Consider the following 23,710-nt stretch of genomic DNA (forward strand, 5'->3'; position numbering starts at 1 on the left):
CGCTACTCTCCTTTCAGCACTTTAGCAGGCTCGACGCTTACCGCGCGTCGCACCGGAACAATCGCCGCCAGAATGGCGACCAGTAAAGACAACACCAGAGTAATGGGCAACACCGGCAGACGCAGCGAAATGGCGGCATTAAACACCGTTAATCCCAACAGTTGCGCCAGCAAATATCCCAGTACCCAGCCGCACGCCACCGCCGCCAGCGCGATGATGCTGGTTTCCAGCAGAATTTGCCGCACAATATCGCCGTTGCTGGAACCAAGCGCTTTTTGCAGCGCAAACTCGCGCGCCCGCTCGCCGACAATCGCCATCAGCGTGGTATTCACGCACAGCGAAGAGAGCGCCAGAATCACGATCGAGACCAGTCCCATCAGACCTTTAATTTTATCCAGCACCTGCCCTTCGGAAGCAGAGACCTTACGCACCGGACGAATCTCCAGGTCAGGATACTGCGCCTGCAACCGGCTGGCGTAGTTCTCCACCTGGCCGACATCGTTACTGACGCTCAACAAGCCGTGGCTGATTTTGCCCGGCTGATGCAGCCAGGCCTGCGCCACATCGAGGCTGACGATCAGCATGTTGTCCGTCGCATCGCCAGACTCCACAATGCCTTTAATCTGCAAATTCTTACGCTGATTGTGATCCACCAGCGTGATGCTGTCGCCCGGCTGCACGTTGAGGCGTTCCGCCAGTTTGACGCCGATCATCGCATTACGGTCGTCAAAGCTGACGCCAATCCAGCTACCGGTGACCTGCCAGTACGGCACCAGTTTTTGCAGCGACTCGAACCACACGCCAACCATCACCACTTTTTCCAGCTCGGTACGCGCCATGCCGTACAACCACGGACTGGCGCCATGCACCAGCCCCTGCGGCGCCTGATCGAGAATGCTCTGCAACTCCTGCTGCGGCATACTGGAACCGTGCCCCGGCCCGATGTAAAAATTCGCGCCGAAGGTGCGCAGTTCTTCGCTCATTTTGGTGTTAATGTCGAACCAGACGGCAGAAAGCGCCGTCACGATGGTCGCCCCCACCATCAGCGCGGCAAACACCACGCTGACCCGCTGAAAACGCAGACGCAGCGCCCGCCACACCAGCAGCCAGAGCATGGTACGTTTAGCGGCCATACAGCACCTCCACAGGATACAGTCGGGCGATCCGCCGGGCCGGGAACCAGGTGCCGATCAACGCAATCAGTACCGCAATCACCAGTACGCACGGCACCACGATCCAGGCAAAATTAAGCGGCGCGTCGAAGAGCATGACGCCAATCGCTTTCGCCAGCCCCCACCCGGCAATACATCCCAGCGCACCACCAGCCAGCCCGCTGGACGCCGCTTCCAGGTAGAACAGCAGCATAATTTGCCACTGTCGCGCACCCAGCGCCTTCATCAAACCGATCTCTTTGGCGCGTTCCATAATGGTGCTGGTCATCAGCGAGGCGATCCCCATTGCGGAAGCCGCCAGCGCCGCGACGGTAACGACCGCCATCAGCAGCTGAATTTTATCGATCACCACCCCTTCGGACGCCGCGACCTGCCATACCGGGCGCACTTCCGCGCCGGAAATCGCCTCTTCCAGCTGATGCGCGATCGACGACACATAGGCCGTGCAATACCAGAGGTCGTACTCTTCGGCATTGAGCGCGTCCAGGTTTTCCCGCGCGCGGCGGGACAGTTCGTTTTCCGGCACCGTCAGCGCCGAGACGCGAATCGCCTGCACTTTTCCGGGGAGCCCCAGCAGGTGCTGTACCGTACTTAGCGGCATCACCAGTTGGTTATCTTCATCGCCGCCGCTGGAGAGGATACCGCTGACGGTGACCTGCACCGCTTCGCCTTCGGTACGTAATGTCAGCTTATCACCGGGTTTCCAGCCCATTTGCCGCGCCAGCGCGTGCCCGACTAAGGTCTGCGGCTCTGCGCCTGCGGGTTCCTGCGGCCAGTCGCCGGTCACCTGCCAGTAAGGGCTGACCGTTTTCTGCCCCGTCTCATATCCTTCTTCATCAGGAATATCCACTGGCTGACTGAAGAAAGTGCCCAGAATCCGCACCGGTTCTCCCTCCACGCTGGCTTCGCCGCCGAGCATCGGCGCAAACCCGACAATGTTGTTTCGCCAGAAGATATCTTTGATGTTCGGCAGTTCGGATTCATCAAGAAAATCCTGACCGGAAAGCGGATTACTGCTCTCACTAAACAGCGCGGGCAGCGCAGCCTGTCCGGCGGGTTCAATCAAAATGTTCGCGCCATAAGACTTCAGCTCTCTGGACATTTTGTCGCCGATATCAATGGACACCGCCAGCAGCGCCGAAATCAGGCTGGAGGCCAGAAAAACGGTAATTATCGCCAGCACTTTGCGGCGTAAATTGCGCCCCCAGGATTGTCGTAACATCCGCCACAGCATGATTATTCCTCCCTCATGTCGGCAGGAACAAACTGCTCCGGCGTTTCACGGAAGCGTTCATAGTTAGCCTCTGACGAGAAGAACCAGGTCTTGCCGCCATAGCTGTATTTGTAATCGGCTGAGGTATTGGTCAACGTTGAACCATCGACCGGATCGGTCACTTTAATGGTCATGACCGTCGAGAAGTAGTTCACCCCTGTCGCCAGTTCTTTACCGGGGATCACCAGCTCTTTTTCATCATTGTGCCAGTTTTCAATCGGCACCGGGTTACAGCCACCGGCCTTGCCGATAGACGGAATAAAAATATGCACTCCGCAGGCGACGCAGATAACCTGATTGCCCTCCATGACATAACCCTGATCGCCGCACAGCAGGCAGGCGTCGAACACCACGCCAAAACGCAGCTTGTCGGGATAGCGGTTAATCACGAAGAAGCGCACCGCTTTGCCATCGTCCGCCACCCAGACGAAACGATGCAGTTTACCGTCACGAAGCTGTTCGACCGGCAGGCGCACCATGCCATCGCTCCCCAGCGTTACGGGCACGGCTTCAGAGAGTTGCGGCGGCTGCGAGGCCACTTTATCCCACCACAGCTGGCCTGCGATAACGACCACCGCGCAGCCGATTGTGACCAGCCACAGCCGTAAAGCGTTGCGACGCTGCGCCAGCGCCAGACGGTGAGCGATCGGTTCTTCGGTTTCCCGCGTCTGTCGAAAAGCCCGCAACAGCGCCGGAAGCCAGCACAGCGCCAGGGCCAGCAGCAGCGCGGCTCCCGCCCAGTTATACAGCGCCGTGTTATTTGTGACTTTCGCCACGAAGCTCAGCAGTGATTTACCCAGCGGAACAACCTGTAATTTCATCAGCAACAACAGCAGGTTGCCGCTCAGCGGCAGCCAGATCATCACCAGCAGAATCAGCGTTAACGGCCAGTACAGGCCACGAATACGCCGCAGCAACATCGCGCAGAGTACGCCCGCCAGACAGAGGATCGCAAAAGCGAGAACGACGGCCGTCAGGTTTAACAGCAGGTCAGTATTCAGCACATGCGTACTGGTCAACCCGCCCAGATTAGGGTCCAGCGCCCAATGGCGGGCAGCGCCGAAAATCAGAATCCCCTGCCACAGATAGCGAATACGCGTTGAAGCCCACCAGAAACTGAGGACAAACAGCAGCGATACCATGACCTCCGCCCCAACCAGCAGCAGTTGTACCGGTTGGCTGCCGTGAATAAACAGTCCCGCCAGCACGCCGGCAATCAGCCCGGTCAGCAGCGTCCAGGTCAGTGGACGTAAAGAGGGAGGATCGTTTCGACTCCAGAGAACACCGGAAAGAAGCGCAATGCAGAAAAAGACCTGTAGCGTCGTGACGAAAAAGTAACTCATAACTTCGACTCTGTACGGCGGGTTGAATTAGGCGACGGGCATATGATCGGTCTGACCAACGCGCCAGAAGGGGGAATCCTCCTGGCGCGTTGGTTAGTCGGTTTTAGTTCAGACCGACATATTTAAACTCGTAGCTCACATCAAACGGTTTCCACCAGCGGCCTACGCCTGTTTCGCTGTCAGTATGGCGATGCATCCCGGCTTTTGACGGCGGTTCAATGTGGTAGGTCACTTTATAGTTGCCCACGCCCATCATTTTGATGTTCGCGCCATAGTGCGGGCCGTCGCTGGCAACCATCGGCATGAAGGTGCCTTCCTGTTTTTCGCCCGTGTCGTTGTTGACCAGGGTGTAGCTGATGGTCAGGTACGGGATCCATTCCCCTGCGCCAAAGCCGTTTTTATTGCCTTCTACAGCGTGGATATCCGCTTCAAGGTGAACATCGGCTTTTGCTGCCGGTAAGCCCATGCCGCGCGGTTCCATATCAATCGGTTGCAGGTAAACGGCCGCCAGCTCCATTTCATTCATGGTGACAGGCTCGCCTGCCGGGTACTCTTTAAAAGCAAACGCGGCTGGCGCAGTGAAAATGCTGGCCATCACTGCGCTGGCAATCAGGGTTTTCTTCATGGTCATCAAACGTATCCTCTCGTCTAAAACAACGGCTATACAACGATTATGGGTTATTTTTTATCGTCTCCCCGGGAACCGCGCTTTTGCGCCGCATCACCCACAGCGCCACCAGCGCCGCGAGCAGCAATACGACCTGCGGTAACAACGTTTCCACGTAGGGATAAATCCCCAGCCAGCTGATTTCAGGGAAGCCGTTAATCAACGTAGGCTGGAACAGTTTGCCTTCCACCAGTTCCAGAACGCCTTTGCCCGCAAAGACGAAGGCCATCAGATACATGAAACTGCCGGTAAACATAAAGAAGGGTTTCAGCGGCAGGCGCACCACTGAGTAACGCATTACCAGCCAGGCGAGCAGCAGCACCACGCAGCCAATCACAAAACCGGCGCCAATCGCCATATGGCCGGATACCGTGTTTGCATCGCCAATCAGAGCGTAATAGAACAGCACCGTTTCCGCCCCTTCGCGGTACACCGCCAGGAAGCTGGTCAGCCATAGTCCGACCAGGGAGCCTCGTGACAGGGAATGAGACAGTTTGCCTTCCAGCCAGGCTTTCCAGTGGCGCGCTTCCACTTTGGACAGCAGCCAGTAACTCATAAAGAACAGCATCACAACGGCAATCAGCATCGTTATGCCTTCCAGCAGTTCACGGCTGGCGCCGGAGTTAGTAAACAGCATCTGGAAGATAGCGGCGGTGATGACGCTGGCGATCAGCGCCACAATTACCGACTGACGAATAAGCGGCAGCTTATCCTGATGGTTGTTTTTCACCATGTAGGCCACGATTGCCGCCACAATCAGCAGCGCTTCCAGCCCCTCGCGCACGATGATCATCAGACTATAGAGCAGCAGACTCCACTGGGTTTCTTCGCCTTCGCCCAGCATCGTCACGGCTTTTTGCAGATCCTGCGCCAGCGCGCTGGCCTCCGCATTCAGGCGCTCAACCGGCTGACCGGCCTTCATCAGACTGACCAGGCGGGTAAAATACGCCTCCAGCGTGGTTTTAAATGCCGAATCGCGAGAGCCGATTTTGTTTTCCATGCCGCTGGCTTCGAAGCGGTCGAAGTAGGTATCCTGGATATCCAGAATCGCATTCTTCGCATCGCCGCCCTGATAGCGCGCTATCGCGTCCTGAATGCTCTGGTTAATTCCCGTCGTCACCTCAGCCCAGTCGGTGCGGTTATTTCCCTCGTCCGCCGCCGGAATGTTGTCTGCGCTTTGCGCTGCGGCAACCTGCTGATCGTCACGGGTAGTTGGCAAGCCGGGTAAGATATCCTCGATATCCTGTAGCAGCGTAGTGACCTGATAAGAGACATCGTTGAGATGGTCAGGTTGCGCGGTCAGCGCAATCAGGGATGAGAATTGTTGGTTAATGGCGGCGGCATCTTTTGCAGAACGGTTTTGTCTGAGGGACATCTCCATCTCAGAGTTTTTAAAGCCCTGATAGTGCGCCTGTTGAACGTGCTGACTGGCAACGCTGTAGTTCCCGGCCTGATATTCAGTGACCGCCTGCGCCAGCAGATCGTCGATCGTCCTGAAACTCTCCTGCCAGTGAACGGCAATGTCGTCCCTGGACAGCGCGTTGTGCTGCTCTTCGGCCACCAGACGATGTCCGCCATCCAGCACCGGTTCCACTTCGCGCAGTGCGGCTTTCAGCCAGTCAATGCGCGCCTGAACGTCAGCGAGCGGTTTTTTCTCGCCAATCATTCGACGGATCTCACCGAATGAGCTCTCCATCTCGTAACTTTTGCGCGCGGAAATGTTGATGCGGATCGGCCCTTCCAGGTTCTCGAATACCTCGAAATAGGCCATTTGTACCGTGCGGCGCGCCTCGTCGGTATGCTGTTGCTGATAAAGTTCCGCTGTTTTATCAAGACGTTGCTCGATATCTTCAATCAAAGGCGCATAATTCGTCGACGCCCAGACACTCATGCTTATAAACAAGCCAAAGAGAGTAACCAACAAAGAGTTACGGAAGTTACGCACGTGCACACCGCCAAAGAATACAAATGATAATTATTATCATTATATCTTTTTGTCGCGTTGTACATGACCTGGATCATAAAAATGTCAGCAGACGACAAGTTATGTAAACTTATTTCATCAAATCGTGATGAACACACACATTATGCGTTGATAAAAGGGACGTTATCTCCCTGTTTTTCTCATGGAATTAACGGCAAGGCAGGCGCGGTAACAGAGGAATAAATTCCCCTGCCGACAGTGATGTTATTCATTGTCGGCAGGCAGAAATAAAACGCGTTATTGCGTACAGCAATATTCAAAGATTAAGGTTATTTCGATCGCTGGCAAGACGCTGTAAGAATTGACCATATCCCTGCGGCCCCATCCAGTAGTTAATACTTTTCTCAACACCGGTTGATGTCAACGTCGCACCGGAAATACCGTCAACGGTATATTCATCGGCATGTTCAGGTTTATCCTGTACTATTTTCAATGCAGGATGTCCGCTGTTATCTAATAATCGTTTCCCTGGCCACTGTTTGCGCCAGCTGGCGTCTTCCACCCTAGCCCCCAGAAACGGCGTTTCCCGTTGCTGATAATAATACAGATTTCTCACCGTACGACCGTCCAGCCCCAGAGCAAGAAACGCATGCATCATGGATTTCGCGCCCTTACCGGTAACTGGAATGATAACCTGCTGAATTTCATTATTTTTATCTTTCACAAAGAACACATCCGCCACCGTACAGCGCTGACGAACCTGCGCTGGGTCGCGTTCAGGGGCGAGTTTTTCACATTTCTGGCGCGCGGCGTCCGCGCTGCTTTCAGCCACCAGTTCGCCGGAATCTAAATTGACATGGCGTTGAATAATATAACGATGATAGAGCGTTTCGACTGATTTTTTATCCTGGGCCCCTGATTTCATCAGGCCCGCAGCGTGTAAAATCGCCGCCTGTTTTTCCTCCCCTGTCGGCTCCGTCATTTCTCCCTGGAACAGCATAAACCATGCCGCCGCCGCAACAAAAATAAGGACACAAAGCACCATCATTGATGCAACAATAATTTTACCCTTGCGCATTGAATTGTTATCCCTGTCAAAATGGAAATCGAAAAAATCGCCTGAACGTATCACAGACTTTCATTCAATTAAAACAGATATGCCATTATCAATTCAGGTTTGCAACGTCAGGCAGCGGTAAAAAATAATAACTGGCGTCGGTAAAAGAGCAGCAAAAATAACAGAAAACACGCTCTCCGCTCGTTTTACACATCCTGACAATGGGTTAAAAAATGCCGGGTTTCCCCGGCACGCTATCAAAACATGGCTGCCCGCCACAGACGTAACTTCATGCCCCAGTAGCTGGTCCAGCCGCTGGTCGTGGTTACCACCTGCCCCTTCGACACCACCACCAGCGTTGGCGTGACGCTGATTTCCCAGTTTCGTGATATCTCACCGCCGCTATCATTCACGACGGGGAACGTCACCCCTTTACGCGATAACCAGCGGGAAACCTCCCCGTCATTACCGGAACGCAGCGCGATGGTCATGACGTTCTCTCCTTCCGACTGCAAACGGGCGACATCCGGCGTAGTGAAACGGCAGATACCGCACCAGCTCGCCCAGAAGTAGAGCAGCACCGGGCGCTCTTCACTGATCGACGCCAGCGTTACGGTTTCCCCGTCCAGCGTATGCAGCGGCGTGCTGTCAAACATGGCTGGCATCTGCGGAGAACGCCAGACATCCAGCAGGATTATCACGCCTGCCAGCAGAACCAGTAAGATCGCGCCTTCACGCAGCCAGCGGCGCAGTTTACTGAGCATGGGCCACCGCCAGTTTTTCTTTCACCACCGCCTCAAGGGTCTCCCACGATACCGCGCCGGGGATCATCTCGTCGCCAATGATGGTTGCCGGCGTCCCCTGAACGCCAACCAGCCGGGCGAGTTGCAGATTGGTGCTCAACGTCTCCATGCTTTTCTCATCCAGCGTAACTGGCGTGGCGGCGGACTTTTCCTGCGCCTGTTTAATACTGGCGGCGGTGTGGTAGCCCTTTTTCTGCATCAGTTTCTCATGCAGCGCTAAAAACTGCTGCGGGCGCTCACGCCAGGTGGTTAACGCGGTACGCGCCGACAGTACCGAGCTTTCGCCCTTAAACGGCAGCGGCTTAATCACTACCGCGACCTGCGGATACTTTTGCACGATCTTCTCCAGCAACGGATCGAGCTGCTTGCAGTACGGGCAGTTGTAGTCCGTAAAATTGACGAGCGTCAGCGTCGCCTTCTCCGCGCCTATCCGTGGGCTGGCAGGATCGTTAAACAGCGCTTCCTGGATCAGCGCTTCAATTTGCTTTTCCTGCTCCGGCGTAAACGGTGCGGGTTCTTTCGCCGCGCTCAGACCGGTAAACAGCGCTAACAGCATAATCATCAGATATTTCATGGCGTAACTCCTTTCGCATCGCGCAACGTTTGCAGCACCGCATCGCGCGTCAGCAGCGTGGGCAATGACTGACCCTGCGGTAAACCGGGGCCATAAATCTGGTTAAACGGCACAGCCACCTGGCCGCGTTTTTTCAAAAAGTTGGTGATGTCATCCGCAGGTAGCGTCCAGTCGCCGCGCAATGCGACAACATCCGGCTGTTGCAGCGCATCCTGTATCTCTTCTCGCTGTAACACGTTGTACTTATTGACCTTGCAGGTAATGCACCACTCAGCGGTAACGTCAATGAATACGCGTTTGTGCTGCGCAAGCGCGTCCTGGATCGCCTGTTCGCTCAACGGCTGCCAGACGACGCGCTCTTTCGCCGGGCTGCTTGTCGCGTATCCCAGATGCGGCAGCAGGAGCGTCGCCAGCCAGATTGCCGAACCGAGCATCATAACGCCCAGTACGCGCCGCAATCCGTTCATCCAGCGTCCGGGGCGCGGCAGGCGCAGCGCCAGACCAGGGCGTAGCGCGACAAACAGCCACGGCAGGCTCATCCCCACCCCGAGCGCCAGAAACAGCCCCCATAACACCGGGAAGGAGGCCGTCAACGCCACCGCAACGGCCGTCCCGAGAAACGGCGCGCTGCACGGCGTCGCCAGCAGCGTGGCAAACGCGCCCTGCCAGAAATGACCGGCCATCCCGTTGCCGCCGTGGGTGGCAAGTCGGGTCGTCATCGCGGAAGGCAGACGGAATTCAAACAGCCCGAACAGGCTGGCGCTGAAGATCAACATCACCAGCACCATAAACCCGATAAACCACGGGCTCTGGAACTGAATGCCCCACCCAAGCGCCTGATGGGTCAGCCGCAGAACGGTCATTAGCATCGCCAGCGCCATAAAAGAGGCAATAATCCCGGCAACCGACGCCAGAAACTGCCGCCGTATCCGCTGACGACTTTTCTCTTCGACGAGCAGAATCGAGCCGAGCTTCATCCCCAGTACGGGCAGCACGCAGGGCATCAGGTTGAGAATCAACCCACCCGCCAGCGCCATCAACATCACCTGCCAGAGCGGCAGTTCGCCGCTATCGGCCATTTTTGCCGTCGTACTGCCGATCGCCAGGGTACTTTCCTGAGCCACGCCGTCATTCGCCAGTACCAGCGTGACCGTTTGACCACGCAAATCGGGCGCCCCTTCTCCCCAGCCGTCGCTGACAGGAACCGTCGCCAGCAGTTTTTCGCCCTCAACACGCAGTTGCGGCTTGCCAAAATCAGCGTTATCAACGGCGTCGAGAAACAATGCTGGCGATGACCAGCCTCCGGCACGCGTGGCTTCAACCACCAGCGCACCAGGACGAGCGCCCACGCTGAGCGTCTGCGTCAGCCCCCGGGAGAGCGGGATCTGCCCCATCGCCTGGGCATAGTCATGCGCGAACGCCGGGTCATGCGCCGAAGGTTTGAGGGTAAAGGGGTAATCGGTCAACAGGCAGACATTGCTGCAAGTAGACAAGGTCAGCACGCCGCTGAGCATCGCGGGTGACGGACCGCGAACCGCCATCGGGAAGGTCACGCGGTGGTGATAACCCTGAGTGGTCATACCGGCGACGTCAAAGCGCGACGGCGTCGGCCAGAACCAGTCAACCGCAGGCATATCTTCTTTCCAGGCAATGGCGGGCGCCACGCCCCCTTCCCCCGGCGAACGCCAGTAGGTTTTCCAGCCGTTTTCCAGTTTTACATCCAACAGTAACCGGGTTTCGCCTTCCGGGGACGTGTCCGCGCGCAGGCGGACGCTGGCATGGTCGTTATCCGGCGAGCGCAGCCAGCCGCTTTCTGCCGCCCACGAGACGGGCAGCCATAGCAATAACAGACAGCACAAAGTCTGCCTGAAAACAGTGATCATATTTTTTCTCCGTGAACAGGTAATTAACAGTCAGCAACGACCAGACTGTCATTCACGGAATACGCAGAAGCGTAGATGGACTCTGAGTGTGGGAGGCGAGATTGCTCGCGGTGGAAAGAATGGCAGGCGTACGGCGCGTACGGGCGCCAGCAGGGACAACAACAGACACAGCGCGAGAATCGCCCCTTCAAACAACACGGGCGGCGCGGCAAGCAATGATTTCGCGCTGAGTTCGCATGGCGTCACGGGCGAGGCATCATCAGCAGACGAGCTATCCGCCTGAGTGACGACCGCCGTCGCGGCTGGCGCCATCTGCAAGGCGTGCAGACCCGCCATGCGCTGCGCGGTGCAAACTATCACCACAACACATGCCAGGCAGAGGAACCACCATCCCAGTTGTTGACGTTTCGCCATGACATCCTCACTGATTGACGCGAGTTATCTTAGCCACTGACAAGGTTTTAGCAACCTTTGCGCTGTAAAGTTATGTCGGCGTCGCCCCGCTCATTACAGGCGAAACGCATTAGTTTTAATAATGATTTTGCTGTTTTCATACGCATCTTTCGGGTTTACCCTACACTTAACAACGATGACTTTTCCGGGGATTCCCTGCCGTATGTATTGATTTACGCGAGATAACGCTATGGAATTAAAGGATTATTACGCCATTATGGGCGTGAAACCGACGGACGATCTCAAGACTATCAAGACCGCCTACCGCCGACTGGCCCGCAAATACCATCCTGATGTCAGCAAAGAGCCTGATGCCGAAGCCCGCTTTAAAGAGGTGGCGGAAGCATGGGAAGTGCTGAGTGATGAACAGCGTCGCGCCGAATACGACCAGTTGTGGCAACACCGCAACGATCCGCAGTTCAACCGACAGTTCCAGCAGGGCGAAGGCCAGAGTTATAACGCCGAAGATTTTGACGACATTTTCTCGTCCATCTTTGGGCAACACGGCCGACAATCCCGCCAGCGTCAGGCGACGCGCGGCCACGATATTGAGATTGAAGTGGCGGTGTTCCTGGAGGAAACCCTTGCCGAACACAGCCGTACAATCAGCTATAACTTGCCGGTGTATAACGCGTTCGGTCTTGTGGAGCATGAGATCCCTAAAACGCTGAATGTGAAAATTCCCGCAGGCGTTGGCAACGGCCAGCGCATTCGGCTGAAAGGCCAGGGAACGCCGGGGGAAAACGGCGGGCCGAATGGCGATCTGTGGTTAGTGATTCATATCGCGCCGCATCCTCTGTTTGATATCGTCAATCAGGATCTGGAGATTGTGGTTCCTCTCGCCCCGTGGGAGGCCGCGCTGGGCGCGAAGGTCGCCGTACCAACGCTAAAAGAGAAGATTCTGCTGACCATCCCGCCAGGCAGTCAGGCCGGGCAGCGCCTGCGCATCAGAGGCAAAGGCCTGGTCAGTAAAAAACACACGGGCGATCTGTATGCTGTGATCAAAATCGTGATGCCGCCGAAACCCGACGACAGTGCCACAGCCCTGTGGCAGCAACTGGCGGACGCGCAGTCCTCCTTTGATCCACGCAAAGAGTGGGGGAAAGCATAATGGCTAACGTAACCGTCACCTTTACAATTACCGAATTTTGCCTGCATACCGGGGTTTCGGAGGAAGAGCTTAACGAAATTGTCGGGCTTGGGGTGATCGAGCCCTGCGAGAACGAAACCGCATCCTGGTTATTTGACGATCATGCGGCGATCGTCGTGCAGCGTGCTTTACGTTTGCGCCAGGAGCTGGCGCTGGACTGGCCGGGCATCGCAATGACGCTGACCTTGCTGGAAGAAAATGACCGGCTACGCCAGGAAAACCGCTTGCTGATACAGCGTCTTTCCCGCTTTATCAAACACCCATAAAATAATAAACGGGGGTTGGCACACTGCCCGCCCCCTTATTTTTATCACCGCGATACGGTAAAAAACATTTCACCTTCACGCTCCTTAATATAATCCTTTATAGGTACTTCGACATCCATCGTCATTATTATTCCGTGGCAAAAGCCGTTAATCCGATATAAATCAAATCCTGCCTCCGGGAACCGCCGTAGCATAGTGGCATTCTGAATACATGTTCACAGGGAAATAAAGATCATGGGTGGGATGAAAAGAACGCGCTGGCAGCGTCGACCAGGCACCATCGGCGGTAAATTGCCGTGGAATGACTGGCGAAATGCATCGACCTGGCGCAGGGCGACACAATTTCTGCTCCTGCTGATCAATATTTATATTGGCATCACATTCTATTTTTGGGTCCGGTATTACGAAACTGCCGCCGCCAGCGTTTACGTCCCCAGACCCGGTGGTATTGAAGGCTGGCTTCCTGTCGCCGGTTTGATGAACATCCGATACACCTGGGAAACCGGTCTGCTCCCTCCTGTTCACGCCGCCTCCATGCTGCTTCTGGTTGCATTTATCGTCATCAGCCTGCTGCTAAAAAAATCTTTTTGCTCATGGCTGTGTCCTGTTGGCGCGTTGTCAGAGCTGATCGGCAAACTCGGGGAAACGCTCTTTGGGCCGTCGATTACCCTGCCCCGCTGGCTGGATATTCCCCTGCGCAGTCTGAAATATCTGTTATTGAGCTTTTTTCTTTATATCGCGTTATCCATGCCTGCACAGGGTATTCAGATGTTCCTGATGTCAGCTTATGGCATTATTATCGACGTTAAAATGCTCGATTTTTTCCGCAATATTGGAACAACCACGCTTATCTGCGTCATATTTTTCGCCGTCGCCAGCTTATTTATTCGTCATTTCTGGTGTCGTTATCTGTGCCCTTACGGCGCTCTGCTTGGTCTGTTTTCGTTTTTTTCTCCCTTTAAAATCCGCCGCAATGCCGACAGCTGTATTGATTGTGGAAAGTGCGCTCAAAATTGTCCCTCCCGTATCCCGGTAGACAAGCTGATTCAGGTCAGAACCGTTGAATGCACAGGCTGCATGACCTGCGTGGAGTCCTGCCCGGTTGCCTCAACGCTCAACTTTTCACTACGCACGCCTTCTGGCGCGCCGGAAGGAAAACCCGAGGCGATAAAACCGTTATGGCGACAGGCCGCGCTCTCGGGCGTCGCCATGACAATATTGATACTCGGGATACTTTTTGCCGCTATCGCGATTGCGATGTATGCCGGCGCCTGGGATAGCCCGGTGCCGGAGCATCTTTACTTCCGCTTAATTCCCCAGGCGAGGATGATTGGGCATTAGTTAAGAAATAACGCGCCCACGCTGGCGGTGTTTTCATCCTAAATGGCGCTTTGCCTCCTGACGCACCCGGTGCAGTACATGATGTTTGATCCCACTGTAAGCCGGGTGTTCAGCCAGGGTTTCGATATCGCGTTCGCGGCCAAAAGGCAGGATAACCTCCTCAACGATTTTTCCAGGCTTCGCCGACATAATCAGAATACGATCGGCCAGGAACAGCGCCTCTTCTACGTCGTGAGTCACAAACAGCAGCGTGGTGCCGGTGGCAAGCCAGGCATCGCGCAGGAGTTCCTGCATCATCAGACGCGTTTGCGCATCCAGCGCGCCGAACGGTTCATCAAGTAGCAACACCTCCGGCTCCGGCAGCCAGGCGCGGGCCAGCGCTACGCGTTGTTTCATCCCGCCGGAGAGTTGCCAGGGCGCATGATGTTCAAAGCCTTTCAGCCCTACCCGCGTCAGCCAGTCCAGCGCCTGGGCGTTGACCTCATCTTTGTGGTATTTCCCCAGCCGTGGGCCAAAGGTGACGTTTTCCAGTACCGACAGCCAGGGAAACAAATTTGGCTGCTGGAAGATCATTCCCCGGTCTGGCCCTGGCAGCTTCACTGTCTTTCCGCCTGCCGCCACGCGCCCGCGATCCGGCTTGTTGAATCCGGCGACCAGATTCAGGATCGTGGACTTCCCGCAGCCGGACGGCCCCAACAGAACAACAAACTCCCCTTTCTCCAGAGACAGGCTGATATCGTCCAGCACCGTGAACGGCTGCGGTTTTGCCGCAAAAGAGAGCGATACGTTTTCCAGTGTGATGGCACTCATTACTCTTTCCCCGCCCAGGGCACAAAAAAGCGTTGCAGCCCCAGCAGCAATAAATCCAGTAAATAGCCGATACCGCCGAGCAGCAGGATCCCCAGCATCACGATATCGGTTCGCAGATACGAGCTGGCGTTAATCACCATCCAGCCGAGACCCGAACTGGCCGCCACCATTTCCGCCGCGATGAGCGATGTCCAGCCGATCCCTATCGACAGCCTGACGGTGGTAAACAGTTCCGGCAGCGCATCCGGCAACACCACGCGCAGAAAAATCTGTTTGCGCGACGCGCCGAGCGTTTGCGCCACACGAATACGCGAGCGACCAATACGATCGACCGCAGCAGATGCCCCCACGACCACGCTCAGGAAGGTGGCGATGAAGATCAGAAAGAACTTCGACGCCTCACCGATCCCCAGCCAGACGACCGCCAGCGGAATAAGCGCAATCTTGGGTAGCGGGCGCAAAAACTGCACGAACGGATTCAGTACCGCCGCCAGACCTTCCGACAACCCCATCAGCAACCCCAGGGGGATGCCGATGAGAATTGCCACAGAAAAAGCGCTTAGGGCCCGGGCCAGGCTGACTGCGACATGCTCCCACAACGGCACCTGACGATAACCATCAGCCAACAGCTCTTCGGTTGTCAGACCGATATCCTGTAGCGACGGCAGCAGCAGCGGGTCCACCCATTGCCGCATCGTCGCCACTTGCCAGACGATAAAGAAAATAGCCACCGAAACGACGCTGATGGCGATGTGATAACTCAATCTCATTGCGCTGCTACCGCCGCGTCACGGATGTAGCGGGAGTTAATGGCGCTGTCCCAGTTCGCCGGGATATCACGTTTGCGGATCTCGCCAATCCCCGCCAGGAAGTCAGAGGTTTTGGTCAGCGCTTTACCAATACCGCTGTCAGTCGTCTGGGTTCCATTGCCAAGCCAGTCCGCCGTACCCTGCTGCGTCAGGGTTGGGTATTCCAGCCCACCCAACGTATTCACGGCAGTCGTCACCGGCGCGCCCACCTCTTTCGCCACAATCGCCGCCGCGCGTTCCGGGTCTTTCTTAAACTCATCAACTTTTTCCTGATGAACGCGCAGGAACGCGCTGACGGTTTGCGGATACTGCTCGGCAAAGGCTTTACGCACGACGTAGTTGTTGTAAATCAGGTAGCCGTCCTTTTGCAGATCTTTGGTCGCGAATACCTGATGCCCGCCGGAGGCTTCAAGTTCCTGAGCAAACGGCGCCCAGACATAGCCCGCGTCGATATCGCCGCGTTTCCAGGCCGCGACCATTTCCGCCGGACGCAGCGGCAATAAGGTTATTTTGCTGCGATCGAGATGGTTAACGCTGATGGCGGCTTCAAGCGCATATTGCGCCGTCGAGTTTGGCGGATAGGCTACGCGTTTGCCTTCAATATCGTTAATACGGGTAATGCCGTCTTTACCAATTAAACGCTCGTAGCTGGCAATCACCCCGGAGACACCGACAATCTCCACCGGCAGTTTTCTGACAATGCCTGCCGTTGCCGGGCTGGAACCGAAATTAGCAATATCAATCGCGTTGCTGGCAAAATAATTTAACGCGTCCGCACCGGACGCAAATTGCACCCATTTGACCTTGCTGTGTAAAGCGTTATCCAGAGAACCATCGGCTTTTGCCAGCATCAGCACCTGAGAACCGCCGCTGTATGCCACGCGGACTTCTGCGGGTGTTTCGGCAACGCTGATATTGACCCACAGGCCACCCGCTGCAAGTAATACGCAGAGACTTTTTTTCATTTAATTTATCCTTTAAATAATAACGTTATTAATGCCATGCTTCGCGCTGCGTTAGCCATAACCGGGCACACTGTTGCGCCAGCGCTTCTGCGGGATCAATCGACACGGCTAAATGCGGGGATGTCACCTCCGCCAGCGCAACCGGCACTTCCGTGCAGGCCAGCACCAGCCTCTCTGCGCCGCGATCGCACAATGCCTGAGCCTGTAAACTCAGCAGCTCACCGCCGGTACGCAGTTCGCCGCGTTTTACCGCATAGCACCCCGGCACAAACCACTGCCGTAGCTCCTCTGGCGTCGGCTGCACGCTTTCAATCCCCATAGAGGCGAAACCGTGCTGGAACCAACCGGCATCCAGCGTGCCCTGCGTGGCGATAAGCCCGACCCGGCGGGGCTTCTCTTTCCCTTCAAATACCGCCAGCGTGGCGTCCACAATATGCAGCAACGGCGCGTCGCTGTGCTGCGCCAGCGCCTCATACCAGTGGTGCGCCGTATTACAGGCGATCACAATGTGGCTGGCGCCCGCGCGGTTCAGCTGTTCCACACCGTGCAAGAGCTGCGGCAACGGCGAAGGCCCTGTTCCCGCCAGCGCCTGTTGGCGATCCGCAATTTGCGGCACATTCCACACCACATGGGGAATTTGCTGTTGATCGCTGCTGGCGGGCGTTGCGCGCAGCAATTTATGCATCAAATCAAGCGTCGCCAGCGGCCCCATGCCGCCAAGAATCCCCAGCAGAAAAGGTGTGCTCATGATGACAAAGAATCTGCGATGACCTGACGATAGCCAAACAGACCTGCGCTTCCTCCCGTATGGATAAACACCACATTCTCATCCTTGCGGAAATGGCCTTGACGGATCAGATCAATCAATCCGGCCATACCTTTACCGGAATAGACAGGGTCGAGCAGAATCCCCTCGTGCTGCGCCAGCAGTTGCAGCGCTTCAAGCATCCCCTCGGTGGGCAGACCATAGCCTTCGCCCACATAATCACTGTTGGCGACCACCGCCTCACGCGGCAATTCACCCGGCACGCCGAGCAGTTCCCGGGTCTGCTGCGCCAGACGCCAGACGTTGTGTTCCTGTTTATCACGCGGGGCACGTACGCTAATCCCGAGGAGAGGAATGCCGCTGTGCGTGGCGGTTAAACCCGCAATCAGGCCAGCCTGCGTGCCTGCGCTGCCGGTGGCATGGACGATATGATCGATACGCAGCCGTAACTGGCTGGACTGCCAAAGCAACTCTTCCGCGCAGGATACGTAACCCAGCGCCCCGATTGCGTTCGAACCACCACCGGGGATGACATAAGGGGTATGGCCCTGCGCACGCAGGCTTTCCGCATGATGCTCCATTGCCTGCTGCATATCCGTACCGCCAGGCAAATGGGCAATAACTTTGCCGCCGAGCAAACCGTCCAGCAGCACATTGCCGGATTGCTGATACTCATCACCCAGCGTCGTGACGCGTTGTTCGAGAAAAATATGCGCTTCCAGACCCAGTCTGGCCGCCGCCGCGACGGTCTGACGCACATGGTTAGACTGCGTGGCACCCTGGGTAATGATAATATCCGCCTGTTTCGCCTGGGCGTCGCCGAGCAAAAACTCAAGTTTGCGGGTTTTATTGCCGCCAGTGGCAAGGCCGGTGCAATCGTCTCGTTTTATCCAGATATTTGGCCCCCCCAGCAAGCGTGAAAGTTGAGTGAGGGGCTCCAGTGGAGTCGGGAAATGGCCAAAATGAAGCCGGGGAAAACGCGCCAGATGCATAATAACTCCTGTAAAGAATAACGACGCCGCACATTAAAATTCGGCAGCGAGAGTAAGAAAGGTTCATGGAATATAAGAATGACTATATTGATTTTCTCACTCGCGGCTTACCAAGTTTTTCAGCTATGGATATGAGGAAAAAAGATAAAACAAAAAACGATCGCTTTATTTATTCACCAGCATTCATTAACTGACCATCATGCCGATCCGTTTAAACAAATAACCAAATATGTCTTTTGGTGCGCAGACACGCTCAGGTATTTAATGCTTCCAGGGCGACAAACGTCTGCCAGCTGACGTCATCAATCCAGATGCCCTCTTCCTGGCGCCGGGCATACGCGCGCAATTCCGGTTCTCCGGGGATCTGCACATCGCGCCCTTCCTGCCCGCTACGAACCCAGTCCACCTGCGCTAACAGCGCCTGTGAGTAATGTTCCTCCGCGCCCAGTCGCGCGGGGTCAAATAGAATCGACAGCATATTGTTAATGATTCCGGCACGCGGCGGAATCTGCTGGCTTTCGGTCTCGCCGCCGGTCAGCGCAGCGCCGAGTAAGCTACATATTAGCGACAATCCCGCGCCTTTATGGCCGCCAAAAGGCAGCAAAGCGCCGAGCGGCTCAGTCATTAATACGGCAGGGTCGGTCGTGGGTTGCCCGTTCGCATCTACCGCGCATCCTGCCGGGATGGCGCGCCCTTCATTCCAGGCGATGCGCGCTTTATTGCCCGCAATGGCGCTGGTCGCGAAATCAAGGATAACCGGAGGGCGGTTCTGTAGCGGTACGCCCACGCAAAAGGGGTTTGTACCAAGCCTGGCGCGCAGCCCATCGAACGGCAACACGGCCGACGGCGCCGCCACGTTAGCAAAATGGATCGAGACCAGCCCGGCGCTCGCCACCTGCTCTGCCCATGCGCCGATCCGCCCGAGATGGTGGGTATTAGACAAGCCAATTATTGCCACCCCAAACTGGCGCACACGTTCAATACCCACGGTCATGGCCTGTTCGCCCAACGCCTGGCCGAAGCCATGTCCCCCATCAAAAGAGACAATCGGCCCGGCATCAGACAAGGTGGTCAGCGTGGCGCCAGGGTTCAAATCTCCCGCCAGAATGGCCCGAATATAGCGAGGCAACAGGGTCACGCCATGCGAGTCGTGGCCTTTTAGTGAGGATTCAACCAGGTTATCCGCTACTTTTTGCGCGATATCAGATCCCGTACCCGCCCGTACCAGATAGCGTTGTAAAAGCGAACGTAAGTGATGATGTGAAAATAATGGCATGATTCTACTCACGGACATTGCCCCTGCAATGGCAAGGGCTATTAAAGAGGTGAGTCCGACTATAGCGAGGATGTATTTGTTACATAACCATGAATAATGACTAAGCTTTTCCGCTTATTAACTAACACGCCATGAATATCGTTATTCATTTTCCTGATATTCATTGCCATTTAAATCATTTCCTTTCCCTCTCGCCTCTGCCCATGATTTTTTGCTGAGAAACACCTTTCTGGGGAACAGATATGAATAAAAGAAACAGGGTATTTGCCTGGACGCTGGCGTTTTCCGCCCTTGGCGGAGTCAGCCAGTCGGCATTTGCGGAAGGGAACATTAGTATCGCGCAGCAATTTGGCATCGGTTATTTAATTCTTGATGTGGTGCGAGACCAGCAGCTTATCGAAAAAGAGGGGCAAAAAGAGGGGCTGGATATCAAGGTAGAGTGGCGCACGATTTCAGGCGCAACCGGGATGAATGAAGCGTTGCTCTCTGGCGCTCTGGACGTTGCGTCAGCTGGCGTTCCCCCGGTACTCACCCTATGGGATCGCACCAAAGGTAAGCAAAATGTGAAAGCGATAGCCTCGCTGGGATCGATGCCCAATTATTTATTGAGTAATAACCCGGCGGTAAAAAGCATTAAAGATCTAACCGAAAAAGACCGTATTGCCGTTCCAGCGGCTGGGGTCGGTTTTCAGTCTCGTACATTACAAATCGAGACGGCGAAATTATATGGCGACCAGGACTTCAAACGCTTCGATAAGATTAGCGTCAGTTTACCGCACCCGGACGCCAGCGCAGCCTTAATTGCCGGTGGCTCGGAAATTACCACGCATTTTTCCAGCCCTCCGTTTCAGTATCAGGCGCTGGAGCACAGCAACGTGCATAAAGTGCTCAGTTCCTATGATGTGCTGGGTGGGCAGGCGACATTTAATGTTCTCTATACCACCCAGAAATTCCATGATGAAAATCCAAAAACCTATAAAGCGTTTTATCGCGCCCTCAGTGAAGCCGCAAATATCATTAACCGTGACAAAAATGCGGCTGCCGAAACGTATATTCGCGTCGAGAAATCACGGCTGCCCTTACCGCTGGTACAAAAAATTGTTAACGATCCAGAAATCAGCTTTACGGTTTTCCCTGAGCGTACTGGCGTATATGCCGAAAAACTCCATGAGCTTGGCGTACTGAAAAATAAGGCCGACTCCTGGAAAGACTATTTCTTTAACGAAGCATGGGAAAACCCAGGCAGTTAAACCGCGACACCGGAGGCTCTGATGGTCACTCAGCAAATCGACGGCCCGCTGCTACAGGTCAGCAATGTTGATATTGAATACCGTACCCGTGAACGGCAAGTGCGCGCGACGCATGATGTCAGTTTTGATGTCTGGCCTGGCGACCGCTTTATTTTGCTTGGGCCGTCAGGCTGCGGGAAATCAAGCCTGTTGAAAGCCACAGGCGGTTTTCTCGCCCCGCGCAGCGGCCACATTTCGCTTGCGGGAACGCCGGTTAGCGCTCCCGGCCCGGAACGCATGATGGTATTCCAGGAGTTCGACCAACTGCCGCCGTGGAAAACCGTGCTGGAAAACGTCATGTTTCCTCTGCTGGCCAGCCGGAAAGCCAGTCGTTCACAAGCAAAAGAGACGGCGCTGCATTTTCTCCACAAAGTTGGGCTGGCAGAATTTGCCGACGCTATGCCCCATATGCTCTCCGGCGGGATGAAGCAGCGCGTCGCCATTGCGCGGGCGCTGGCGATGAAACCACGCATCCTGCTGATGGACGAGCCCTTTGCCGCGCTGGATGCGCTGACCCGACGCACAATGCAGGAAGAACTGCTTGCGCTCTGGGAAGAAGAGCGCTTTACCCTGCTGTTCGTCACCCATTCGATTGAAGAGGCGCTGGTGGTGGGCAGCCGTATCCTGGTGCTTTCGCCGCATCCAGGGCGCGTCAGGGCGGAGCTTAACTGTCATCAGTTCACGCTTAATGATTTCGGCAGCGAGGCGTTTCAGCACGCTGCGCGTCATATTCACCATCTGTTATTCCCGACAATCGGGAACAGTCCGTCTCACTCATCCGGCGAGGAGCCAGAGTATGTCCCAGCCACCGTACATTCGTCCTGAATTCGAACGCGAATTACCGCCGCTGCGCAATCTGCCGGTGGAAACGCCGCTGCCTTTAAACCAGCGCCTGTGGAATCAGACGTGGCTGCGCAAGTGTCTGATTGTCGCCCTGGTGCTGGCGCTATGGGAGATCGCCGCGCGCATCCAGCAAAACGATCTGATGTTGCCCGGAGTACTTCAGACGTTGCAGGCGTTTAGCGAAGACATGCGCAATGGCGAACTGCCGGAAAAAATCGTCAACTCACTCAGTACCCTGTTGAAAGGGTATCTGGCAGGCAGTGCGCTGGCGCTGATTGCCAGCGCGCTGGCCGTGACCACCCAGTTTGGCCGCGATCTGCTCAGCACATTAACCGCGATGCTAAATCCGCTGCCGGCAATTGCGCTGCTGCCGCTGGCTTTGCTGTGGTTTGGTCTGGGGAATGCCAGCCTGATATTTGTGCTGATACATTCAGTGATGTGGCCAATCGCGCTGAACACCTGGTCTGGCTTTAGCAGCGTACCGGAAACGCTACGCATGGCGGGGCGCAACTACGGCCTCAGCGGGCCACGCTATGTGATCACGATTCTTATTCCGGCATCGTTGCCCGCTATCCTGTCCGGGCTCAAGATCGGCTGGGCGTTCGCCTGGCGCACGTTGATTGCCGCCGAACTGGTATTTGGCGCGTCCAGCGGCGAAGGAGGCCTGGGCTGGTATATCTTCCAGAATCGCAATGAGCTGTTCACCGACCGGGTATTTGCAGGACTGTTAACGGTAATCGCGATTGGCCTGCTGGTGGAAGGCGTGGTATTCGCCAGTCTGGAAAAGATCACGGTGAAACGCTGGGGGATGCAGCGTTAACCCCTCCCCGCGTTCTTTGCAGCCGGACGTTGTCCGGCTTAGCGCGAAATGGTCTTAGTTCCCTTTTTGCTTTTCACGTAGCCACGGCGTTCTGGCGATCAAGACCTGCTCACACTTTACCGATAGCGGTTTCATGAAAGACGACAGCCTTTCGATGCAAATCAGAATCCCAAAATACAGCATCACCGCCTGGGGCGCATTCAGTACCGACATATCGATATTGGCGCTGACAAATATCACCACCACATGCTGCAACAGCATAATAATGTAGGCCCGCGACGCCAGGCTGGATAACCCCTGCCGGAAGCGATCCAGATTAAACAGAGGATGAATCAGCGGGTATCCCGCCAGCAGAATGAAGAGGAAGGCCGCAGCAAACAGCAGGCTTGAGGGTTTCAGAGGAAACAGCACTTCCCGAACCGGTAGCTGATCGATATGCGCCACAATCACCCCGGTCACCACCAGCAGCAGGCTGACTGACGCCGCCTGAAGACGGTAGCGCGTGAACCACGGCTGAAAGTGTATAAACAGCATCCCGAAGGTAAAATCACTCACCCGAACCTGTGCTGACCAGTAAGGGTTCACGATGCTTTTATCATATGCCAGTAGCGTAACGACGACCGCCGCCAGCATCGTACAGACAGGAAAACGGACAATGGCCCAGTAGATCACCGGAGAAACGGCGTACAGCAGGATAATACAGCCAATAAACCACTCTCCGGTGAAGTACGCGGTATTGATGTCGTAGACACCGTGCAGATAATGGTCAAACCCGAGAACGGAAGGCAGCAGCGAGTGAAATGCACGCTTCCCGGCGAGCACGTCAGCCAGCGGATTGCCTGGATAGAGGAAAAACACGCTCAGGATGAGGAACAGGATCGCCATTGAGAAATAAGCGATGTTGTAGGGAAGCAGGATCGAATAGACGCGTTTCAGGTAATACTCCTGCACAGAGTATTTACGCAGCGACAGGTAAGCCAGCGCGCCGGATATCATGAAGAAGAAAGAGACGCCCAGCCGCCCTATTCCTCCGGTCAGGTATTCGCGCGGGAACGTCAACACGGTACTGGTATCGAACATGTAGCTGTAATGCGAGGTGACAACCAGCAGTACAGCCAGAATGCGGAGAATATCAAAAAAATAATTACGTGTTGTTTGCATACTCTTTCTTGTTAACAAGCCAGCAGACAACATGACAAAGGTCCGGTTGCATACTGGGAAAATGACCAGGCCT

At 55.5% G+C, this 23,710-nt stretch carries 23 protein-coding genes; 6 read left to right on the forward strand and 17 right to left on the reverse strand.

What is annotated here, in order from left to right; translation table 11 throughout:
- Nucleotides 1-2 precede the first annotated feature (2 nt).
- The 10 genes from OGV79_RS14340 to OGV79_RS14385 all read right to left on the reverse strand — a co-directional run bounded on the left by OGV79_RS14340 (nucleotide 3) and on the right by OGV79_RS14385 (nucleotide 11,110).
- The gene (locus OGV79_RS14340; protein WP_000729219.1) at nucleotides 3-1,133 is read right to left on the reverse strand and encodes an ABC transporter permease; all 1,131 of its coding nucleotides are present in this window, start codon (nucleotides 1,131-1,133) and stop codon (nucleotides 3-5) included.
- Nucleotides 1,123-2,406, reverse strand: coding sequence for an ABC transporter permease (locus OGV79_RS14345; RefSeq protein WP_115614874.1), 1,284 nt, complete (start codon nucleotides 2,404-2,406; stop codon nucleotides 1,123-1,125). The genes OGV79_RS14340 and OGV79_RS14345 overlap by 11 nt, the downstream gene beginning before the upstream one ends.
- A gap of 2 nt (nucleotides 2,407-2,408) precedes the next feature.
- Nucleotides 2,409-3,788, reverse strand: coding sequence for a Fe-S-containing protein (locus OGV79_RS14350; protein ID WP_000119836.1), 1,380 nt, complete (start codon nucleotides 3,786-3,788; stop codon nucleotides 2,409-2,411).
- Nucleotides 3,789-3,891: 103 nt separating this feature from the next.
- On the reverse strand, nucleotides 3,892-4,419 hold the full coding sequence (locus tag OGV79_RS14355; protein ID WP_012132914.1) for an iron transporter: 528 nt from the start codon (nucleotides 4,417-4,419) through the stop codon (nucleotides 3,892-3,894).
- 40 nt (nucleotides 4,420-4,459) lie between these two features.
- Nucleotides 4,460-6,346, reverse strand: a complete 1,887-nt coding sequence (locus tag OGV79_RS14360) for an FTR1 family iron permease (RefSeq protein WP_286468634.1) — start codon at nucleotides 6,344-6,346, stop codon at nucleotides 4,460-4,462.
- 349 nt (nucleotides 6,347-6,695) lie between these two features.
- Nucleotides 6,696-7,511: a Na(+)-translocating NADH-quinone reductase subunit C gene (locus OGV79_RS14365; protein ID WP_286468635.1), complete on the reverse strand. Its 816-nt coding sequence runs from the start codon at nucleotides 7,509-7,511 to the stop codon at nucleotides 6,696-6,698.
- Nucleotides 7,512-7,693: 182 nt separating this feature from the next.
- Nucleotides 7,694-8,200 carry a protein disulfide oxidoreductase gene (locus tag OGV79_RS14370; RefSeq protein WP_012132917.1) on the reverse strand — a complete coding sequence of 169 codons (507 nt, stop codon included), beginning with the start codon at nucleotides 8,198-8,200 and terminating at the stop codon, nucleotides 7,694-7,696.
- A complete protein-coding gene (locus OGV79_RS14375; RefSeq protein ID WP_230011335.1) occupies nucleotides 8,190-8,813 on the reverse strand; it encodes a DsbA family protein in 624 nt (207 codons plus the stop codon). The genes OGV79_RS14370 and OGV79_RS14375 overlap by 11 nt, the downstream gene beginning before the upstream one ends.
- Nucleotides 8,810-10,696 carry a cytochrome c biogenesis protein CcdA gene (locus OGV79_RS14380; RefSeq protein WP_230011337.1) on the reverse strand — a complete coding sequence of 629 codons (1,887 nt, stop codon included), beginning with the start codon at nucleotides 10,694-10,696 and terminating at the stop codon, nucleotides 8,810-8,812. Before OGV79_RS14380 ends, OGV79_RS14375 begins: the two co-directional genes overlap by 4 nt.
- Nucleotides 10,697-10,744: 48 nt before the next feature.
- Entirely contained in the window at nucleotides 10,745-11,110 is a 366-nt protein-coding gene (locus OGV79_RS14385; RefSeq protein WP_047457658.1) for a hypothetical protein, read from the reverse strand.
- Between the two features lie 229 nt (nucleotides 11,111-11,339).
- Here OGV79_RS14385 and cbpA point away from each other — a divergent pair, with 229 nt between their 5' ends.
- The 3 genes from cbpA to OGV79_RS14400 all read left to right on the forward strand — a co-directional run bounded on the left by cbpA (nucleotide 11,340) and on the right by OGV79_RS14400 (nucleotide 13,906).
- Entirely contained in the window at nucleotides 11,340-12,260 is a 921-nt protein-coding gene (gene cbpA / locus OGV79_RS14390) for a curved DNA-binding protein (protein WP_230011339.1), read from the forward strand.
- Entirely contained in the window at nucleotides 12,260-12,565 is a 306-nt protein-coding gene (gene cbpM / locus OGV79_RS14395; RefSeq protein ID WP_047457663.1) for a chaperone modulator CbpM, read from the forward strand. Before cbpA ends, cbpM begins: the two co-directional genes overlap by 1 nt.
- Before the next feature lie 234 nt (nucleotides 12,566-12,799).
- Nucleotides 12,800-13,906 carry a 4Fe-4S binding protein gene (locus OGV79_RS14400; RefSeq protein ID WP_104868816.1) on the forward strand — a complete coding sequence of 369 codons (1,107 nt, stop codon included), beginning with the start codon at nucleotides 12,800-12,802 and terminating at the stop codon, nucleotides 13,904-13,906.
- A 33-nt stretch (nucleotides 13,907-13,939) separates the two neighbouring features.
- Here OGV79_RS14400 and OGV79_RS14405 read toward each other — a convergent pair whose 3' ends face one another.
- The 6 genes from OGV79_RS14405 to OGV79_RS14430 all read right to left on the reverse strand — a co-directional run bounded on the left by OGV79_RS14405 (nucleotide 13,940) and on the right by OGV79_RS14430 (nucleotide 19,524).
- Nucleotides 13,940-14,716, reverse strand: a complete 777-nt coding sequence (locus OGV79_RS14405; RefSeq protein WP_012132930.1) for an ABC transporter ATP-binding protein — start codon at nucleotides 14,714-14,716, stop codon at nucleotides 13,940-13,942.
- Entirely contained in the window at nucleotides 14,716-15,486 is a 771-nt protein-coding gene (locus tag OGV79_RS14410; RefSeq protein WP_058668982.1) for an ABC transporter permease, read from the reverse strand. The genes OGV79_RS14405 and OGV79_RS14410 overlap by 1 nt, the downstream gene beginning before the upstream one ends.
- A complete protein-coding gene (locus tag OGV79_RS14415; protein ID WP_286468636.1) occupies nucleotides 15,483-16,490 on the reverse strand; it encodes a taurine ABC transporter substrate-binding protein in 1,008 nt (335 codons plus the stop codon). The genes OGV79_RS14410 and OGV79_RS14415 overlap by 4 nt, the downstream gene beginning before the upstream one ends.
- 28 nt (nucleotides 16,491-16,518) lie before the next feature.
- Complete coding sequence (cuyB, locus tag OGV79_RS14420; protein ID WP_071258261.1) at nucleotides 16,519-17,238, reverse strand: cysteate racemase; 720 nt, start codon at nucleotides 17,236-17,238, stop codon at nucleotides 16,519-16,521.
- A complete protein-coding gene (cuyA, locus tag OGV79_RS14425) occupies nucleotides 17,235-18,248 on the reverse strand; it encodes a D-cysteate sulfo-lyase (RefSeq protein ID WP_071258262.1) in 1,014 nt (337 codons plus the stop codon). The genes cuyB and cuyA overlap by 4 nt, the downstream gene beginning before the upstream one ends.
- A 253-nt stretch (nucleotides 18,249-18,501) precedes the next feature.
- Nucleotides 18,502-19,524: a malate/lactate/ureidoglycolate dehydrogenase gene (locus tag OGV79_RS14430; RefSeq protein WP_110494363.1), complete on the reverse strand. Its 1,023-nt coding sequence runs from the start codon at nucleotides 19,522-19,524 to the stop codon at nucleotides 18,502-18,504.
- Between the two features lie 242 nt (nucleotides 19,525-19,766).
- On the opposite strand from OGV79_RS14430, the gene OGV79_RS14435 reads away from it, so the two are divergent.
- The 3 genes from OGV79_RS14435 to OGV79_RS14445 are packed head-to-tail and all read left to right on the forward strand — an operon-like array spanning nucleotide 19,767 to nucleotide 22,476.
- A complete protein-coding gene (locus tag OGV79_RS14435; protein ID WP_012132938.1) occupies nucleotides 19,767-20,774 on the forward strand; it encodes an ABC transporter substrate-binding protein in 1,008 nt (335 codons plus the stop codon).
- A gap of 21 nt (nucleotides 20,775-20,795) precedes the next feature.
- Nucleotides 20,796-21,638 carry an ABC transporter ATP-binding protein gene (locus OGV79_RS14440; protein WP_101744364.1) on the forward strand — a complete coding sequence of 281 codons (843 nt, stop codon included), beginning with the start codon at nucleotides 20,796-20,798 and terminating at the stop codon, nucleotides 21,636-21,638.
- Nucleotides 21,610-22,476 (forward strand): ABC transporter permease, encoded by an 867-nt coding sequence (locus OGV79_RS14445; protein WP_012132940.1) that lies wholly within the window; start codon nucleotides 21,610-21,612, stop codon nucleotides 22,474-22,476. Before OGV79_RS14440 ends, OGV79_RS14445 begins: the two co-directional genes overlap by 29 nt.
- 54 nt (nucleotides 22,477-22,530) lie before the next feature.
- On the opposite strand, the gene OGV79_RS14450 is transcribed toward OGV79_RS14445, so the two are convergent.
- Nucleotides 22,531-23,637 carry an acyltransferase family protein gene (locus OGV79_RS14450; protein ID WP_286468637.1) on the reverse strand — a complete coding sequence of 369 codons (1,107 nt, stop codon included), beginning with the start codon at nucleotides 23,635-23,637 and terminating at the stop codon, nucleotides 22,531-22,533.
- Nucleotides 23,638-23,710 lie beyond the last annotated feature (73 nt).

The sequence above is a fragment of the Citrobacter sp. CK185 genome (assembly GCF_030333565.1).
Taxonomy (GTDB): Bacteria; Pseudomonadota; Gammaproteobacteria; order Enterobacterales; family Enterobacteriaceae; genus Citrobacter_B; species Citrobacter_B koseri.